Below are 15,145 nucleotides of genomic sequence, written 5' to 3'. Positions count from 1 at the left end.
GCCGCCGGCGTCGAGGAAGCGGGCGAGCGGCAGGGTGGCGGCGCCGACCGTGACCGCGTCCGTCCCGAGCCGGCCCAGCTCGATGGAGGTCTGGGCGCAGGGGTGGTGCAGCGCGTAGGCGGCGGTGGCCTCGCGGACCGCGTCGAGCAGCCGGGGGCCGATCATCAGGCCGGTCCAGCCGGACAGCACGATGCGCTCGGGGTTGAAGAGGTTGACGAGGTCGGCGATGCCCGCGCCGAGGTACTCGGCGGTCTCGTCGAGCAGCGCGACGGCGGCGGTCTCACCGGCCTCGGCGGCGTCGAGGAGGGCGGCGATCGCGGCCTCCTCGCTCACCCCGGTCGGCGCGTCCCAGCGTTCGATGAGCGCCTCGGCGCCGACGTAGGCCTCCAGGCAGCCGCGGGCGCCGCAGCGGCAGCGCCGCCCGCCGACCTGGAGGGTGGTGTGGCCCCACTCCCCCGCGCTGCTGCTGGCGCCGCGGTACGGCTTGCCGTCGGCGACCACGCAGGCGCCGACCCCGGAGCCGAGCAGCGCGATCACGGCGTTGCGGGCGCCCCGCCCGGCGCCGAACCACATCTCGGCCTGGCCGAGGGTCTTGGCGCCGTTGTCGATGTGGAGCGGCAGGGCGGTGCCCTCGGCGAGCAGCGCGCCGAGGGGGACGGCGTCCCAGTCGATGGTCTGGCCGTGGACGACCGCGCCCGCGCCGCCGGTGCCCTGCTCGACGATGCCGGGCACGCCGATGCCCACGCCGAGCACGAGGGCGGGATCGACGCGGCTGTCCTCCAGGACGACGGAGAGGCCGTCGAGGATGAGCTGGACGACCAGGGCGACGTCGTGACCGCTGTCGGCCAGCGGTCGGTCGGTGGAGGACAGTTCGGTGAGGGCGAGGTCGAAGAGGGTGACGCGGACCCGGGTCTCGCCGACGTCGACCCCGATGAGGAAGCCGTGGCGGGGGGCGACCTTGAGCATGACGCGGGGGCGCCCGCCGTCGGACTCCACGGAGCCGGCCTCCTCGACGACGCCGTCGGCGATCAGCTCGGCCACGACGTTGCTGATGGAACCTGTGCTCAGTCCGGTGTCCCTGGCCAACTCCTGACGGCTGAGGGGTCCTTCGAAGTACAGGTGACGCAAGAGCGCCGAACGGTTGCCCCGCCGCAGGTCGCGTACGGTCCGCTTGCCTCGGTCTGCCATGGTGCTCCCTCCCCGGCTGAATCTATCGCTGCGCCAAGTCTTGACGCCAGGTTTTCTCAGACGTTAAATCACGCCTTGAATTAAGGCGTGACGTTCTTCACTTCCCGAAGGCACCCACCCTGGAGAGGGATCCCCGGTCATGCACATCACCCGTACCACGGCCGCCGTGACGCTCGCGGCCGCGCTCATCGCCTCCGCCACCGCGTGCGGCGGCGGCTCCTCGACCGACGGCAGCGGCAACGGCAGCCCCAAGGAGCTCACCTACTGGGCCAGCAACCAGGGCGCCAGCCTCGAGGCGGACAAGGCCACCCTGACGCCCGAGCTCAAGAAGTTCGAGAAGCAGACCGGGATCAAGGTCAAGCTCGAGGTCATCCCGTGGTCCGACCTGCTCAACCGGATCCTCGCCGCGGCCACCTCCGGCCAGGGCCCCGACGTGCTCAACATCGGCAACACCTGGTCCGCCTCGCTGCAGGCCACCGGCGCGCTGCGCCCCTTCGACGCCAAGGCCTTCGACGCCATCGGCGGCAAGGACCGCTTCGTCTCCTCGGCCCTGGGCGCGACGGGCGCCGAGGGCAAGGACCCGGCCGCGGTCCCGCTGTACTCGCTGGCGTACGGCCTGTACTACAACAAGAAGATGTTCGCCGACGCGGGCATAGCCAACCCGCCCGCCACCTGGGACGAGCTCGTCGCCGACGGCAAGAAGCTCACCAAGGGCGGCAAGTACGGCCTCGCCGTCGAGGGCGGCAACCTCTCCGAGAACGTCCACCACGCCTTCGTCTTCGGCAAGCAGCACGGCGCCGACTTCTTCGACGCCTCGGGCAAGCCGACGTTCACCACCCCCGAGGCGGTCGCGGCCGTCAAGCAGTACATCGACTTCATCGCCAAGGACAAGATCGCGGCCCCCGGCAACGCCGAGTACGCCGCCAACCAGTCCGTCGCCGACTTCGCCACCGGCAAGGCCGCCATGCTGCTGTGGCAGGCCGCCGGCTCCTCGCTGAAGTCCCACGGCATGAAGCCCGAGGACTACGGCGTCGCCCAGGTGCCGTTCCAGGCCGCCGGCGCCTCCGGCGACACCGCCGTGAACTCGATGGTCGCGGGCATCAACCTGGCCGTCTTCAAGAAGACCGACAACGTCGACGGCGCCCTGAAGTTCGTGAAGTTCATGACCAGCGACGACGAGCAGAAACTCCTCAACGGCACCTACGGCTCGCTCCCGCCGGTCAAGGCCGCCCAGTCCGACCCGGCCTTCGCCACCCCGGACCTGAAGGTCCTCGCGGACGCGCTCGCCAACAGCGCGGCGCCGCTGCCGCAGGTCGCCAACGAGAGCCAGTTCGAGACCGCCGTCGGCACCGCGATGAAGGACCTGTTCGCCGACGCCGCCGCCGGCAAGCCGGTCACCACCGACAGCGTCAAGGCCGCCCTCGAAAAGGCCCAGCAGCAGATGCCGGCGTCGTGAGCGTGAAGGAACCGATGACCGCCACCGTGCCGCCCGTCCGGCACAGCTCCAAGACGCCTTCCCCCGGCGGCCGGCGGGCCGCCGGGGGGAGGGCCCCGCTGTCGCGGCTGCGCCTGCCGGCGCGGCTGCGGCGCGCGTCGCTCCCGTACGTCCTGCTGCTGCCGGCCCTCGCGCTGGAACTGCTCATCCACCTGGTGCCGATGGTCGTCGGCGTCGTGATGAGCTTCAAGGAGCTCACGCAGTTCTTCATCAGCGACTGGTCCGCCGCCCCCTGGAAGGGCCTGGACAACTACCGCGTGGCGGTGGACTTCAACGCCCCGGTCGGCGAGGACCTGCTCAAGTCCTTCCTCGTCACCTGTGAGTTCACGGTGCTGGCGGTCGGGCTGTCCTGGCTGTTCGGCACCGCCGCCGCCATCCTCATGCAGGACGCCTTCCGCGGCCGCGGACTGCTGCGCGCGGTCTTCCTGGTGCCGTACGCGCTGCCGGTCTACGCGGCGGTGATCACCTGGTCGTTCATGTTCCAGCGCGACACCGGCATGATCAACCACGTCATCCACGACCAGCTGCACCTCACCGACGGCCGGCCCTTCTGGCTGATCGGCGACAACAGCTTCTACGCGCTGGTGACGGTGTCGGTGTGGCGGCAGTGGCCGTTCGCCTTCCTGTGCCTGATGGCCGGTCTGCAGAACATCCCGCGCGAGCTGTACGAGGCGGCGGCGATGGACGGCGCCGGGATCTGGCAGCAGATCCGCAGGATCACCCTGCCGTCGCTGCGCCCGGTCAACCAGGTGCTGGTGCTGGTGCTGTTCCTGTGGACGTTCAACGACTTCAACACGCCCTACGTGCTGTTCGGGCGGGCGGCGCCGGACGCCGCGGACCTGATCTCGATCCACATCTACCAGTCGTCCTTCGTGACCTGGAACTTCGGCTCCGGCTCGGCGATGTCCGTGCTCCTGCTGCTGTTCCTGCTCGTCGTGACGGTGCTCTACCTGCTCGCGACCTCCCTGAGGAGGAAGGATGCCTGACGTCCGCAGCCCCATGGCCGCGCCGCGCTCCTTCGTGTGGACCCGCCGGATCGTGCTGACCGTGCTGACGGCCTTCGCGCTGGCGCCGGTGTTCGTCATGGTCGTCTCGTCGCTGAAGCCGCTGCAGGACGTGCAGGGCCCGTTCCGCTGGTTCCCCAGCGGCTTCACCCTGCGCCCCTACGCCGACATCTGGCACACCGTGCCGCTCGCGCGGTACTTCGTGAACTCGCTGCTCGTGGCGGGCGGGGCGACGCTGTGCTCGGTCGCGGTGGCGATCTTCGCGGCGTACGCGGTGAGCCGCTACGACTTCAAGGGGCGCCGCTTCTTCTCGGTGACGATCCTGTCCACCCAGATGTTCCCCGGCATCCTCTTCCTGCTGCCGCTCTTCCTGATCTTCGTCAACCTCGGGAACGCGACGGGCATCGCCCTGTACGGCAGCCGCGGCGGCCTGATCCTGACCTACCTCACCTTCTCGCTCCCCTTCTCCATCTGGATGCTGGCGGGCTACTTCGACTCGATCCCCCGGGACCTGGACGAGGCCGCCATGGTCGACGGCTGCGGGCCGCTGGGCGCGCTGTTCCGGGTGGTCGTCCCGGCCGCCGTGCCCGGCATCGTCGCGGTCTGCGTGTACGCCTTCATGACGGCTTGGGGCGAGGTCCTGTTCGCCTCCGTCATGACCAACGACACCACCCGCACGCTCGCCGTCGGCCTTCAGGGCTACGCCACCCAGACCGACGTGTACTGGAACCAGGTCATGGCCGCCTCGCTCGTGGTGAGCGTGCCCGTGGTCGCCGGGTTCCTGCTCCTGCAGCGCTACCTCGTCGCCGGGCTGACCGCCGGCGCCGTCAAGTGAGCCCCACCGCCCCTCAGCGTCCCCCGAACGAAAGGCAGTCCGTGACCCTCGACCTCAGCGCCCTCCCCGACGGATTCGTGTGGGGCGCCGCGACGGCCGCTTACCAGATCGAAGGAGCCGTGGCCGAGGACGGCCGTGCACCATCCATCTGGGACACCTTCTCCCGCACGCCGGGGAAGGTCGCAGGCGGCGACACCGGTGACGTCGCCTGCGACCACTACCACCGCGTGCCGGAGGACATCGGCCTGATGGGCCGGCTCGGTCTGGACGCGTACCGCTTCTCCCTCGCCTGGCCGCGCGTGATGCCGCAGGGCGGCGGGCCGGTCAACCCCGCGGGCCTGGCCTTCTACGACCGCCTGGTCGACGGCCTGCTGGAGGCCGGCATCACCCCCTTCCCCACCCTGTACCACTGGGACCTGCCGCAGGCGCAGCAGGACCGCGGCGGCTGGCCGGAGCGCGAGACCGCGCTGCGCTTCGCCGACTACGCGGCCGTGGTGGCCGAGCGGCTCGGGGACCGGGTCACCCACTGGGCGACGCTCAACGAGCCGCTGTGCTCGGCCTGGATCGGCCACCTGCAGGGCGTGATGGCCCCCGGCCTCACCGACCTGACGGCCGCCGTCCGCGCCTCGTACCACCTGCACCTGGGCCACGGCCTGGCGGTGCAGGCGCTGCGCGCCGCGGTCCCGCACGCGCAGATCGGCATCGTCAACAACCTCAGCCCCTGCGAGCCGGCCTCCGACCGTCCCGAGGACGTCGCCGCGGCGCTGCGCTCCGACGGCCACACCAACCGCTGGTGGCTGGACCCGATCCACGGCCGCGGCTACCCGCAGGACATGCTGGAGCTGTACGGGGTCGAACTGCCCGTGCAGACGGGTGACATGGAGACCATCGCCGCGCCGCTGGACTGGCTGGGCCTCAACTACTACTTCCGTGACATCGTTGCCGACGACCCGTCGGGGCCGGTCCCCCACACCCGTGCCGTACGCGTCCCGGACGTCCGCCGCACCGCGATGGACTGGGAGGTGCACGCCGGCGGTCTGGAGCGGCTGCTGCTGCGGCTGACCGAGGAGTACGGCGCCCGCAAGATCTACGTCACCGAGAACGGCTCGGCGTACGAGGACCACGTCGGCCCCGACGGGCAGGTCCACGACCCCGAGCGCACCGCCTACCTGGAGGAGCACCTGGCGGCCTGCGCCCGTGCCGTGCGCGGCGGTGCCCCGCTCGCCGGCTACTTCGCCTGGTCGCTGCTGGACAACTTCGAGTGGGCGTACGGCTACGCCAAGCGCTTCGGCCTCGTCCACGTCGACTACGCGACCCAGCGCCGGACCGTGAAGGGCAGCGGCCGCCGCTACGCCGACATCATCGCCGCCCACCGGCGCCGCGCCCGCAGCGCGGCCTGACCTCCCTCGCCATCCCGTCTCCACCCCCCACACAGGAGATCCGCGATGCCACACTCCCCCCACGTCAGACGCCTGGTCGCCGTGCTCGCGGCGGTCGCCGCGGCGTTAGCCGGGCTGGTGCTCGCCGGACCGGGAGCGGCCGCCGCCACGGCCGTCCAGGTCACCATGACCACCACCTCCGACGGCAGGACCGTCGTCAAGGGCCTACAGGCGCAGACCCCGGCCGCCTTCGAGGCGGGCAACGGCAGCGGCGGCACGGTCATCACGGTCGACCCCGCCGCCCGCTACCAGCCCTTCGAGGGCGGCGGGGCGTCCTTCACCGACAGCGCCGCCTGGCTGATGAACTCCTCCGGCGCGCTGTCGGCGGCCACCCGTGACGCCACGATGCGCAAGCTGTTCTCCCCCACGGAGGGCATCGGCCTGGGCTTCCTGCGGAACCCCATGGGCGCCTCGGACATCGCGCGCAGTCACTACACGTACGACGACACCTGCTGCGACCTGTCGGACTTCTCCATCTCCCGGGACCTGGCCGACGTCCTGCCGCTGACCCAGCAGGCGCGCCAGCTCAACCCGGCACTGAAGATCATGGCGGTGCCGTGGTCGGCGCCGGCGTGGATGAAGGACAACGGCAAGCTGACCCAGATGGGCAAGCTGAAGCCGGAGTTCTACGACACCTACGCGCAGTACTTCGTGAAGTACCTGCAGGCGTACGAGCAGCGCGGCATCCACGTCGACTACGTCTCGGTGCAGAACGAACCCCAGTGCTGCGGCGCGAACAGCGGCTACCCCACGATGGAGTGGACGGCGGCCACGCTGCTGGACTTCACCAAGAACCACCTCTTCCCCGCGTTCCGTTTGGCCGGGATCACCACCAAGGCGCTGATCCACGACTGGAACCACGGCGACTGGAACACCACCGGCGCCGGCCAGCTCGCCGACGCCGCCCTGCGCGGCGACCCGCTCTTCGGCGGCGTCGCCTGGCACGGCTACGCGCCCACCCCGCCGAACTACGCGCTGGGCAGCACCGTGCAGAGCCAGTACCCCGGCGTGCCGCAGTACGAGACCGAGCACTCCGGCGGCACCTGGGTCACCGACCAGCAGCTGGAGGACCTGCGCGACATCACCGGCTTCACCCGCAACTGGGCCCGCTCCTACGTGAAGTGGTCGCTGGCGCTGGACCAGGCGATGGGCCCGCACGCGGGCGGCTGCGGCACCTGCACCGGCCTGATCACGGTCCACAACGGCGACGCGCGCAGCGGGCAGGTCGACTACACCGTCGAGTACTACACGATGGGCCAGCTGACGAAGTTCGTCCGCGCGGGCGCGGTGCGGATCGGCAGCAACGCCACCGACCCGGTGTGGAACACGGCCTTCGTCAACACCGACGGGCAGCGGGTGCTGGTCACCCACAACGCCTCGTCGTCCGCCCAGCAGGTCACGGTCCGCGAGGCCGGGCAGCACTTCTCGTACAGCCTGCCCGCCCGCGCCACGACCACGTTCACCTGGTCCGGTGCGCCGACCGGCGGTGACGGCGGTGGCGGGGACGGCATCAGCACCTCCGCCTGGTACCAGGTGGCCGGCGCCGGCTCCGGCAAGTGCGTGGACGCCAAGGACCGGGGCACCGCCAACGGCACCGCGGTGCAGCAGTGGAGCTGCGTCGCCGGGCAGGCCAACCAGCAGTGGCAGTTCCGCCCGACCGACGGCGGCTACTACCGGGTGGTGAACCGCAACGCAACCGCCACCGAGCAGGTCTGGGACGTCACCGGCGGGGCGTCGGCGACGGGTGACTCCGTGCCGGTGCAGACCTGGCAGTGGTCCTCGGGCGCCAACCAGCAGTGGAAGCCGGTGCTCCAGGCGGACGGGTCGTACGTCCTCACGGCCCGGCACAGCGGCAAGTGCCTGGACGTCACGGCGGCCTCGACGGCCGACGGCGCCCTGCTGCAGCAGTACACCTGTAACGGCACCGCCGCCCAGTCCTTCCGGCTGACGCCGGCGGGCTGACCGACCCCGCGCGGCGCCGGCGTACGAGGGAGACGCCGGCGCCGCGCGGCACCAACCCCCCTCCGGGGCACCGGGGCCCCGGAGGGGACGCACTGTCGGCGCCGCGCGCCATACTCGCGCCGTGGATGCCTTCACGCCCGACGTCTCCGCGGAGCCCCGGCCTGCCCCCGCGTGGGTGGAGTCCATGGGCGGCCCGCTGATCGTCGTTCCCGTCTCCGCCCTGTCCGCCTGGGGCGGCTGCACGGAGCAGGGGATGGTCATCGGCGACGGGGACGTCCCCGACGACTACGACCGGGCCTGCGCCGTGGACGACCTCGCGGGGGTGATGCGGCGCCGACTCCGAGGCCGAACTGGTCGCGGCGGCCGAGGCGGTTCTCGCCGATCCCGCCGTCGAGTGGGAGGCGTCCGGGACGTGGCGGAGCGACGGGCCCGCGGTGCTCATGGACTCCGCCGAGGCGGGCGGCCTGCTGGGCGTCGAATACCCCGGCGGCGGCAGGCCCGAACAGGCCCCCGTCCCACTGCCTCCGGGCCGCTGGGCGGTACGCGCCGTCCAGGCGACGGCCGGCGACTGCACCTCGCTCGGTCTGGTGCGGCTCGTGCCCGCCGCCTCTTGAAGCCCGTCAGGCCAGGGCGTCCCACCGCCGGGTGAGGCGGTCGGCGCCCGCGTCGGTCAGCGAGCCCCACAGGCGCAGCCGGGCGATGCCGCCGTCGGGGTAGGTCTCCAGGCGCACGTGGGTGGCGGGCGGGACGTCGACCACGAAGCGGTGGACGGTGTCGGGCTGCAGGGGGGTGCGGGGCAGGATCTCGAACCAGTTACCGTCCTCGCCGTCGCGGCCGAGCAGGGCGGCCCAGCCGGCGGCGTTGCCCTTGTAGTAGCCGGTGTCGATCTCGGCGGCGCGGACGACGCCCTGCCCGGCGAGGCGGTAGCGCGCCCAGTCGTGGCCCTTGTCGCGGCGGCGGCGGGTCTCCCAGCCGTCGCCCATGCGGCGGGACGTGCCCGGCAGGATCGGGTTGAACGGGGAGGAGTAGAAGCGGTCGGAGACGTCCTCGGCGGTGCCGCCGTTCTCCAGCGCGACCAGGTCGAAGGTGCCGAGCGCGGTCAGCCACGCCGGGTCGGGGACGACCTCGCCGTGGACGCGGAGCCGGGCGATGCCTCCGTCGGGGAACTGCTTGAGCCGCAGGTGGGTGAAGCGGCGCTCCACGGCCGTCTCGAAGCCGTTGGCGGCGTGGCCGCCGACGGCCGTACGGGGCACGAGTTCCGTCCACCGCACGCCGTCGGCGAGCAGGTCCTCGGGCGCGGCGGCCAGGGGCGCGCAGGTGGCCTCGACGGCGATCTGCTGGGGGTGGTTGCCGCGGAAGTGGGCTGTGTCCACGACCAGGCCGCGCACGACCCCGGGGGCGGCCAGGCGGATCAGCGCCCAGTCGTGGTCGGCGTCGGCGGGGTGCGGGTCGGCGGCGTCGGTGCCGCGGCGGCGGCGGGTCTCCCAGCCGTCCATGACCTGGCCCTTGTGGCCGAAGTGCTCGGCGCGGAACTCGGGGCGTCCGGGGACGAGCAGGTTCTCCCGCTCGGCGAAGAACTCGTCGTTGGCGGCGATCACCCCGGCGCCCAGGCGCCGGTCGGCGAGGTCGACGAGGCCCGTGAAGGGCAGGTCGGCGCCGCGGTAGTCGGCGTAGGGGTCCCCTCCGGGGTACGGCTGGGCGGCGCCGGTGTACCGGGGTGTGGCGGTCACGCGTTCTCCCTTGTGATGAGGCGGCCGGAGGGGTGGGCCGGGGTGCCGTGGTCGGCGATCCGCTCGCCGCGCAGCCAGGTGCTCCGTACGACCCCCTGGAGGGTGCGGCCCGCGTAGGCGGTGACCCGGTTGCGGTGGTGGAGCGCCGCCGGGTCCACGGTGAAGCTCTCGTCGGGCGCCAGGACGGCGAAGTCGGCGTCATGGCCCGGCGCGACGGCGCCCTTGGTGGTGAGTCCGGCCAGCCGCGCCGGGCCCCGCGCCATCCAGCGGACCACGTCGGCGAGCGTGGCGCCACGCCGGCGGGCCTCGGTCCAGATCGCGGGCAGGCCGAGCTGGAGGGAGGAGATCCCGCCCCAGGCGGCGCCGAAGTCGCCGGTGTCGAGGTGCTTGAGGTCGACGGTGGAGGGCGAGTGGTCGGAGACGACGCAGTCGAGGGTGCCGTCGAGCAGGCCCTGCCACAGGGCCTCCCGGTTGCCCGCCTCGCGGATCGGCGGGCAGCACTTGAACTCGGTCGCGCCGTCCGGGACCTCCTCGGCGGTGAGCGTGAGGTAGTGCGGGCAGGTCTCGGCCGTCAGGCGTACGCCGTCGCGGCGGGCGGCGGCGATCAGGGGCAGGGCCTCGGCGGAGGACAGGTGCAGGACGTGCACCCGGCAGTCCAGGCGGCGGGCGAGGGCGATCAGCGCCTCGACGGCGGCGTTCTCGGCGGCGCGGGGGCGGGAGGCGAGGAAGCCGGCGTACGCGGGCCCGGAGGGCTGCGGGGCGCCGTCGATGAGCCGGGGGTCCTCGGCGTGGACGATCAGCAGCCCGTCGAAGCGGGCGATCTCGCGCATCGCCTCCTCCAGTTCGGCCGGGGCGAGCTGCGGGAACTCCTCGACGCCCGAGGGCAGCAGGAAGCACTTGAAGCCGAAGACCCCGGCGTCGTGGAGCGGGCGCAGGTCCTTGGTGTTGCCGGGGACGGCGCCGCCCCAGAAGCCGACGTCGGTGTGGATCCGGCCGCGGGCGGTCGCGCGCTTGACCTCCAGGTGGGCGGTGGTGGTGGTCGGGGGGACGCTGTTGAGCGGCATGTCGATCAGCGTCGTGACGCCGCCGGCGGCGGCCGCCCGGGTGGCGGTCTCGAAGCCCTCCCACTCGGTGCGGCCGGGGTCGTTGACGTGCACGTGGGTGTCGACCAGGCCGGGGAGCAGGGCGTCCGCGCCGAGGTCGACCAGGCGGGCGCCGGGAGGGGGCTCGGTCCCGTACGGCAGGACGGCGGCGATCCGGCCGCCGGCGACGGCCACGTCGGCGGGGCGCTCGCCGTGCGGTGTGACCACCCGTGGTGAACGCAGCACCAGTTCGATCCCGTCAGCGGCCTCGGACACGCGTTCCCCTTCCACCGGCGTCCCACAGAAATTCAACGTTCTGTTGAAATGCATCCTCCGCTCGCGCGCGAGCCTGCGTCAACCCCTGCCCGGGCACCACGGGAGGCTCCGGCAGTACAGTTGGAGAATTCCACCCAATGGAATGCGTTTTCCGCGCCCACCGGCCACCGCCGCGCCCACGACCGCCCCGAACGGCGATCGCATGCCTGGTCAGGGTCGGTAGGCTGCACCACTACACCGTCCGCCTGGGGAGGAAACGTGGCGTCAGACCGCGCCGGGGGCGTGCAGTCCCTCGAACGCGCCTTCGACCTGCTGGAGCGGATGGCCGATGCGGGCGGGGAGGTGGGCCTCAGCGAACTGTCCGCGAGCAGCGGACTGCCCCTGCCCACGATCCACCGCCTGATGCGCACCCTGGTCGACTGCGGCTACGTGCGCCAGCAGCCCAACCGCCGCTACGCGCTGGGACCCCGGCTGATCCGCCTCGGCGAGAGCTCGGCCCGCCTCCTGGGCACCTGGGCCCGCCCCTACCTGGCGGAACTGGTCGAGGCGACCGGCGAGACCGCCAACATGGCGCTCCTGGACGGGGACGAGGTCGTCTACGTCGCCCAGGTCCCCTCGCGGCACTCGATGCGGATGTTCACCGAGGTCGGACGGCGCGTCCTGCCGCACTCCACGGGAGTCGGCAAGGCCCTGCTGGCGCACGTCCCGCCGGAGGAGGTACGGGCCCTGCTGGCCCGCACCGGGATGCCGGCGGCCACCGAGCGGACCATCGTCGACCCGGACGTCTTCCTCGCGGAACTGGAGCACATCCGCGCCCAGGGCTACGCCGTGGACGACAACGAGCAGGAGGTGGGGGTCCGCTGCCTGGCGGTCACCGTCCCCGACTCCCCCACGGCCGCCGCCATCTCCATCTCCGGACCCGCCGGACGGGTGACCGAGGCGGCCACGGAGAAGATCGTGCCGGTGCTGCAGGGCGTGGCACGGCAACTGTCGTCCGCGCTGGCCAGCAACGGCGCCGCCTGACCCGGGGCGTCACGATTCCGCCCGCCGGGTCCGGTGTCCGTGCGGGCGGCGGGGCCGGCGTCGTGGCCCTCGGGGTCGCACCCATCGCGCTCGTGCTGCGGATGCCGCTCGCCCAGGCCGTCGCACGCGACGTCGAGGCGACGCTGCGCCGAGCCGGCCGAGGACCCCGTGCCGGCCGGCGCGGAACCGGTGTGAGGGGCGGCTCAGGGCGGCTCGGGGCACCTCACGGCGGTCTCACGGTGGCTTGACCTCGAGCGCACTCCAAGGCCTACGGTCGTCACCGTAGCGACCACGACCCCGGACGGGGAGAACCATGCAACTGGGCCTGCACCTCACGAAATTCGACCACCCCCAGGGACCCGCCGGGCTCGCGCCCGCGTTCGCCGCGGCCGGCGAGGCCGCCGAGTCGGCCGGCGCGGGCTGGCTGTCGGTGATGGACCACTACTTCCAGATGGAGAACAACGGGGGCGCCGAGGCGGCGATGCTGGAGGCCTACACGACGCTGGGCTTCCTCGCCGCCCGCACCTCCTCCGTACGGCTGGGCGTCCTCGTCACGGGGATCACCTACCGCCATCCCGGCCTGCTGGCGAAGATCGCGACCACCCTCGACGTGCTGTCCGGCGGCCGGGCGACCCTGGGCGTCGGCGCGGCCTGGTACGAGCGTGAGCACCTGGGCCTGGGCGTGCCCTTCCCGCCGCTCGCGGAGCGCTTCGAGCGGCTGGAGGAGACGCTGCGGATCTGCCTGCAGATGTGGGACCAGGACGACGACGGCCCCTTCAAGGGCGCGCACTACTCGCTGGCGGAGACCCGCTGCACGCCGCCCCCGGTGAGCACGCCCCGCCCCGAGATCATGATCGGGGGCGGCGGCGAGCGGAAGACGCTCCGCCTGGTCGCCCGGTACGCGGACGCCTGCAACCTCTTCGCCTCCTCGACCGCCGACGTCGCGCACAAGCTGGACGTGCTGCGCGCACACTGCGACGAGGCCGGACGCGACTACGCGCGGATCCGCAAGACCATGCTCTTCGTCGGCGACTCCCTCCGCGCCGGCGACACCGACGCCTTCGTCGCCGAGATGGCCGGTTACGCCGAACTCGGCATCGACACGGTCATCGTGGTGCCGCCGGACGCCGAACCGGCCGGCTGGATCGACAGCCACTGCGCGCCGGCCGTCCCCCGGCTGGCCGAGCTCGGCTGACCGGCCCCGCGGGCACCCCGCGTCACTCGGGACGCGGGGTGCCGAACAGCTCGATCGCCCGCCGGACCTCGGTGAGGGCACCGGCCAGGGCGCTGACGGAGCCGAGCGCCCCGGCGATCACGAGCAGGCCGCGACGCAGCCGCAGGACGTCCGGGACGCCGGCGGCCGCGGCGGCGGCCAGCGCGGAGAGCTCGTCCTCGGCGATGTGCCGGTCCGGTAAGTTGGCGCGGTACCCGGCGAGTTCACGGCGACAACGGGCGACCGCGGCCCGCAGGGCGGTCACCCTCGGGTCGAGGGTCCCCTCGTCGTCGACCGCCGCGCGGGCGGCCATGTCCTTCACCACAGATACGTCCCCCACAGGTAGGCCCCCGGTGATTCCCATGGACGGCCGGCCCCATCCGGTCCGCCGTATCGGGGAGGACAGTAAACGCGACGGAGCGCTTCCCCCGCTATACGGAGAGCGAAATCCGCCGTAACTTCCTGCCTCCCGTGACGACTTGCCGACATTAACGTCCGGGGGCCGCGGTTCGGTTCCAGTCCACGAGTTCCCAGTGCCCCGCGCCGTCACGCCGCCAGCGGGCCATCGAGGCGTTGACCACGCGGGCGTCGCCCGGCGGCGGGGGCCCGAGCAGCCGGCGCAGCGCCAGCACCACCGCGTCGTGCGTGACGAGCAGCAGGGGCGGCCCCGGGCGGGCGACGGCATCCGCCAGGAAGTCCCCGACGCGGGCCTCGACATCCCGCGGCGACTCCCCGCCCGGCGGGCGGTAGGCGGCCTCGCCCTCGCGCTCGCGCCGCCGCACCTCCTCCGGGAAGCGCTCGCGGACCCCCTGCGGGGTGAGCAGTTCCAGCACGCCCATGCCGCGGTCCCGGAGGCGTTCGTCGTAGGTGACGGGCGGCCGTTCGCGGCCCGCGGCCGTACCGGCCTCCTCGACGGCGCGCAGGGTCTGCCGGGCCCGCTCGAAGGGCGAGCAGCCGACGCGGCCGGGCGCCTCGGCGCCGGGCAGCGCCAGCAGGTCGCGGCCGAGCCGGGCCGACTGCTCCCGCCCGAGCGCGGTCAGCGCCACGTCGGCGTCCCTGACCCCCTCCAGGGACCTGCCGCGGGCGAAGGCCGCGTTCGCCTCGCTCTCGCCGTGACGTACGGCGATGATCCAGCGCGTCATGGCCGGTCCTTTCCCCCGCTCCCCGTCCACGGTATCCAGGGGGCATGGAACGCGACGCGGGCACGGGCGCCGTCGCCGGACTGCTGCTGGCGGCCGGCGGGGGCAGACGGCTGGGCGGCCGCCCGAAGGCGCTGCTGGAGTACGACGGCCGGCCGCTGGTCGAGCACGCGGCGCGGGCGCTGCGCGCCGGCGGCTGCGGCCCGGTGCACATCGTGCTGGGCGCGGCCGCCGCGCAGGTGCGCCGACAGGCCGCCCTGGACGACTACGCCCTCACCGTGAACCCGCACTGGGAGCAGGGCATGGGCTCCTCGCTGCGCGCCGGCCTGGAGGCACTGACGGGAACCGGCGCGCCGGCCGTGGTCGTGGCACTGGTGGACCAGCCCGGGATCGGCGCCACGGCGGTGGCCCGGGTGGTGGCCGCCTACGCCTCGCCGCGCACCCTCGCCTGCGCCACGTACGGCGGCAGGCGGGGCCACCCGATCCTGCTGGGCGCGGCCCACTGGGCGGCGATCGCCGCGAGTGCGGTCGGCGACCAGGGGGCACGCTCCTACCTGAGGCGGCACGAGGAGGCGATCGCACGCGTCGAGTGCGGGGACGTCGCGGTCCCCGCCGACATCGACACCCCGGACGACCTGTGGCTGCTGGCGCACCCGCCGGAGCCCCCTGCACCGGGTGCCACAAAACGTTGAACTTCCACCATGCAAAAACTATGCTCCACCCAGCAGAAGCGCCCGTACGGTCGGCGCGCCTCGCAGC

14 protein-coding genes and 1 pseudogene are annotated in these 15,145 nt (G+C 73.0%); 10 read left to right on the top strand and 5 right to left on the bottom strand.

Features of this window, described 5'->3' with window-relative positions:
• Positions 1-1,188: ROK family transcriptional regulator (locus PV350_RS07245; RefSeq protein ID WP_500333180.1), on the bottom strand; the 1,188-nt coding region annotated here is incomplete at its 3' end.
• Positions 1,189-1,327: 139 nt separating this feature from the next.
• On the opposite strand from PV350_RS07245, the gene PV350_RS07240 reads away from it, so the two are divergent.
• The 7 genes and pseudogenes from PV350_RS07240 (at position 1,328) to PV350_RS07210 (ending at position 8,537) form a co-directional block, all read left to right on the top strand.
• A complete protein-coding gene (locus PV350_RS07240; protein ID WP_499514742.1) occupies positions 1,328-2,644 on the top strand; it encodes an ABC transporter substrate-binding protein in 1,317 nt (438 codons plus the stop codon).
• Between the two features lie 14 nt (positions 2,645-2,658).
• On the top strand, positions 2,659-3,669 hold the full coding sequence (locus PV350_RS07235) for a carbohydrate ABC transporter permease (protein WP_499516975.1): 1,011 nt from the start codon (positions 2,659-2,661) through the stop codon (positions 3,667-3,669).
• Positions 3,662-4,522: a carbohydrate ABC transporter permease gene (locus tag PV350_RS07230; protein WP_499514741.1), complete on the top strand. Its 861-nt coding sequence runs from the start codon at positions 3,662-3,664 to the stop codon at positions 4,520-4,522. Before PV350_RS07235 ends, PV350_RS07230 begins: the two co-directional genes overlap by 8 nt.
• 41 nt (positions 4,523-4,563) lie before the next feature.
• Positions 4,564-5,922 carry a GH1 family beta-glucosidase gene (locus PV350_RS07225; protein WP_499514740.1) on the top strand — a complete coding sequence of 453 codons (1,359 nt, stop codon included), beginning with the start codon at positions 4,564-4,566 and terminating at the stop codon, positions 5,920-5,922.
• A gap of 45 nt (positions 5,923-5,967) precedes the next feature.
• The gene (locus PV350_RS07220) at positions 5,968-7,923 is read left to right on the top strand and encodes an RICIN domain-containing protein (protein WP_500333179.1); all 1,956 of its coding nucleotides are present in this window, start codon (positions 5,968-5,970) and stop codon (positions 7,921-7,923) included.
• 184 nt (positions 7,924-8,107) lie between these two features.
• Positions 8,108-8,191: pseudogene (locus PV350_RS07215) on the top strand (hypothetical protein); the annotation flags it as partial.
• A gap of 82 nt (positions 8,192-8,273) precedes the next feature.
• Complete coding sequence (locus PV350_RS07210) at positions 8,274-8,537, top strand: Imm21 family immunity protein (protein WP_500333181.1); 264 nt, start codon at positions 8,274-8,276, stop codon at positions 8,535-8,537.
• A 6-nt stretch (positions 8,538-8,543) separates the two neighbouring features.
• Here the strand turns inward: PV350_RS07210 and alc are convergent, their stop codons facing one another.
• Together alc and allB are read right to left on the bottom strand one after the other, a co-directional pair.
• The gene (alc, locus tag PV350_RS07205; RefSeq protein WP_500333178.1) at positions 8,544-9,653 is read right to left on the bottom strand and encodes an allantoicase; all 1,110 of its coding nucleotides are present in this window, start codon (positions 9,651-9,653) and stop codon (positions 8,544-8,546) included.
• Complete coding sequence (allB, locus tag PV350_RS07200) at positions 9,650-11,011, bottom strand: allantoinase AllB (RefSeq protein ID WP_500333177.1); 1,362 nt, start codon at positions 11,009-11,011, stop codon at positions 9,650-9,652. Before allB ends, alc begins: the two co-directional genes overlap by 4 nt.
• Positions 11,012-11,269: 258 nt before the next feature.
• Here allB and PV350_RS07195 point away from each other — a divergent pair, with 258 nt between their 5' ends.
• Positions 11,270-12,034: an IclR family transcriptional regulator gene (locus tag PV350_RS07195; protein ID WP_499514735.1), complete on the top strand. Its 765-nt coding sequence runs from the start codon at positions 11,270-11,272 to the stop codon at positions 12,032-12,034.
• Positions 12,035-12,347: 313 nt separating this feature from the next.
• Complete coding sequence (locus PV350_RS07190; protein WP_500333176.1) at positions 12,348-13,229, top strand: LLM class F420-dependent oxidoreductase; 882 nt, start codon at positions 12,348-12,350, stop codon at positions 13,227-13,229.
• Positions 13,230-13,251: 22 nt separating this feature from the next.
• On the opposite strand, the gene PV350_RS07185 is transcribed toward PV350_RS07190, so the two are convergent.
• Positions 13,252-13,560 carry a DUF5955 family protein gene (locus tag PV350_RS07185; protein WP_499514733.1) on the bottom strand — a complete coding sequence of 103 codons (309 nt, stop codon included), beginning with the start codon at positions 13,558-13,560 and terminating at the stop codon, positions 13,252-13,254.
• A gap of 175 nt (positions 13,561-13,735) precedes the next feature.
• Positions 13,736-14,389 (bottom strand): histidine phosphatase family protein, encoded by a 654-nt coding sequence (locus PV350_RS07180; RefSeq protein WP_500333175.1) that lies wholly within the window; start codon positions 14,387-14,389, stop codon positions 13,736-13,738.
• A gap of 44 nt (positions 14,390-14,433) precedes the next feature.
• Here PV350_RS07180 and PV350_RS07175 point away from each other — a divergent pair, with 44 nt between their 5' ends.
• Positions 14,434-15,078, top strand: a complete 645-nt coding sequence (locus PV350_RS07175) for a nucleotidyltransferase family protein (RefSeq protein ID WP_500333174.1) — start codon at positions 14,434-14,436, stop codon at positions 15,076-15,078.
• The last annotated feature ends 67 nt before the right edge of the window (positions 15,079-15,145 follow it).

This window comes from Streptomyces sp. PA03-6a (assembly GCF_033792765.1).
Classification (GTDB): domain Bacteria; phylum Actinomycetota; class Actinomycetes; order Streptomycetales; family Streptomycetaceae; genus Actinacidiphila.
This window is presented reverse-complemented; position numbering and strand designations above follow the sequence as displayed.

Coding starts and splice junctions, on each gene's coding strand:
- PV350_RS07235 (WP_499516975.1), top strand. CDS start 2,659: ATGACCGCCACCGTGCCGCCCGTCCGGCACAGCTCCAAGACGCCTTCC.
- PV350_RS07240 (WP_499514742.1), top strand. CDS start 1,328: ATGCACATCACCCGTACCACGGCCGCCGTGACGCTCGCGGCCGCGCTC.
- PV350_RS07230 (WP_499514741.1), top strand. CDS start 3,662: ATGCCTGACGTCCGCAGCCCCATGGCCGCGCCGCGCTCCTTCGTGTGG.
- PV350_RS07220 (WP_500333179.1), top strand. CDS start 5,968: ATGCCACACTCCCCCCACGTCAGACGCCTGGTCGCCGTGCTCGCGGCG.
- PV350_RS07175 (WP_500333174.1), top strand. CDS start 14,434: ATGGAACGCGACGCGGGCACGGGCGCCGTCGCCGGACTGCTGCTGGCG.
- PV350_RS07185 (WP_499514733.1), bottom strand. CDS start 13,560: ATGGCCGCCCGCGCGGCGGTCGACGACGAGGGGACCCTCGACCCGAGG.
- PV350_RS07190 (WP_500333176.1), top strand. CDS start 12,348: ATGCAACTGGGCCTGCACCTCACGAAATTCGACCACCCCCAGGGACCC.
- PV350_RS07180 (WP_500333175.1), bottom strand. CDS start 14,389: ATGACGCGCTGGATCATCGCCGTACGTCACGGCGAGAGCGAGGCGAAC.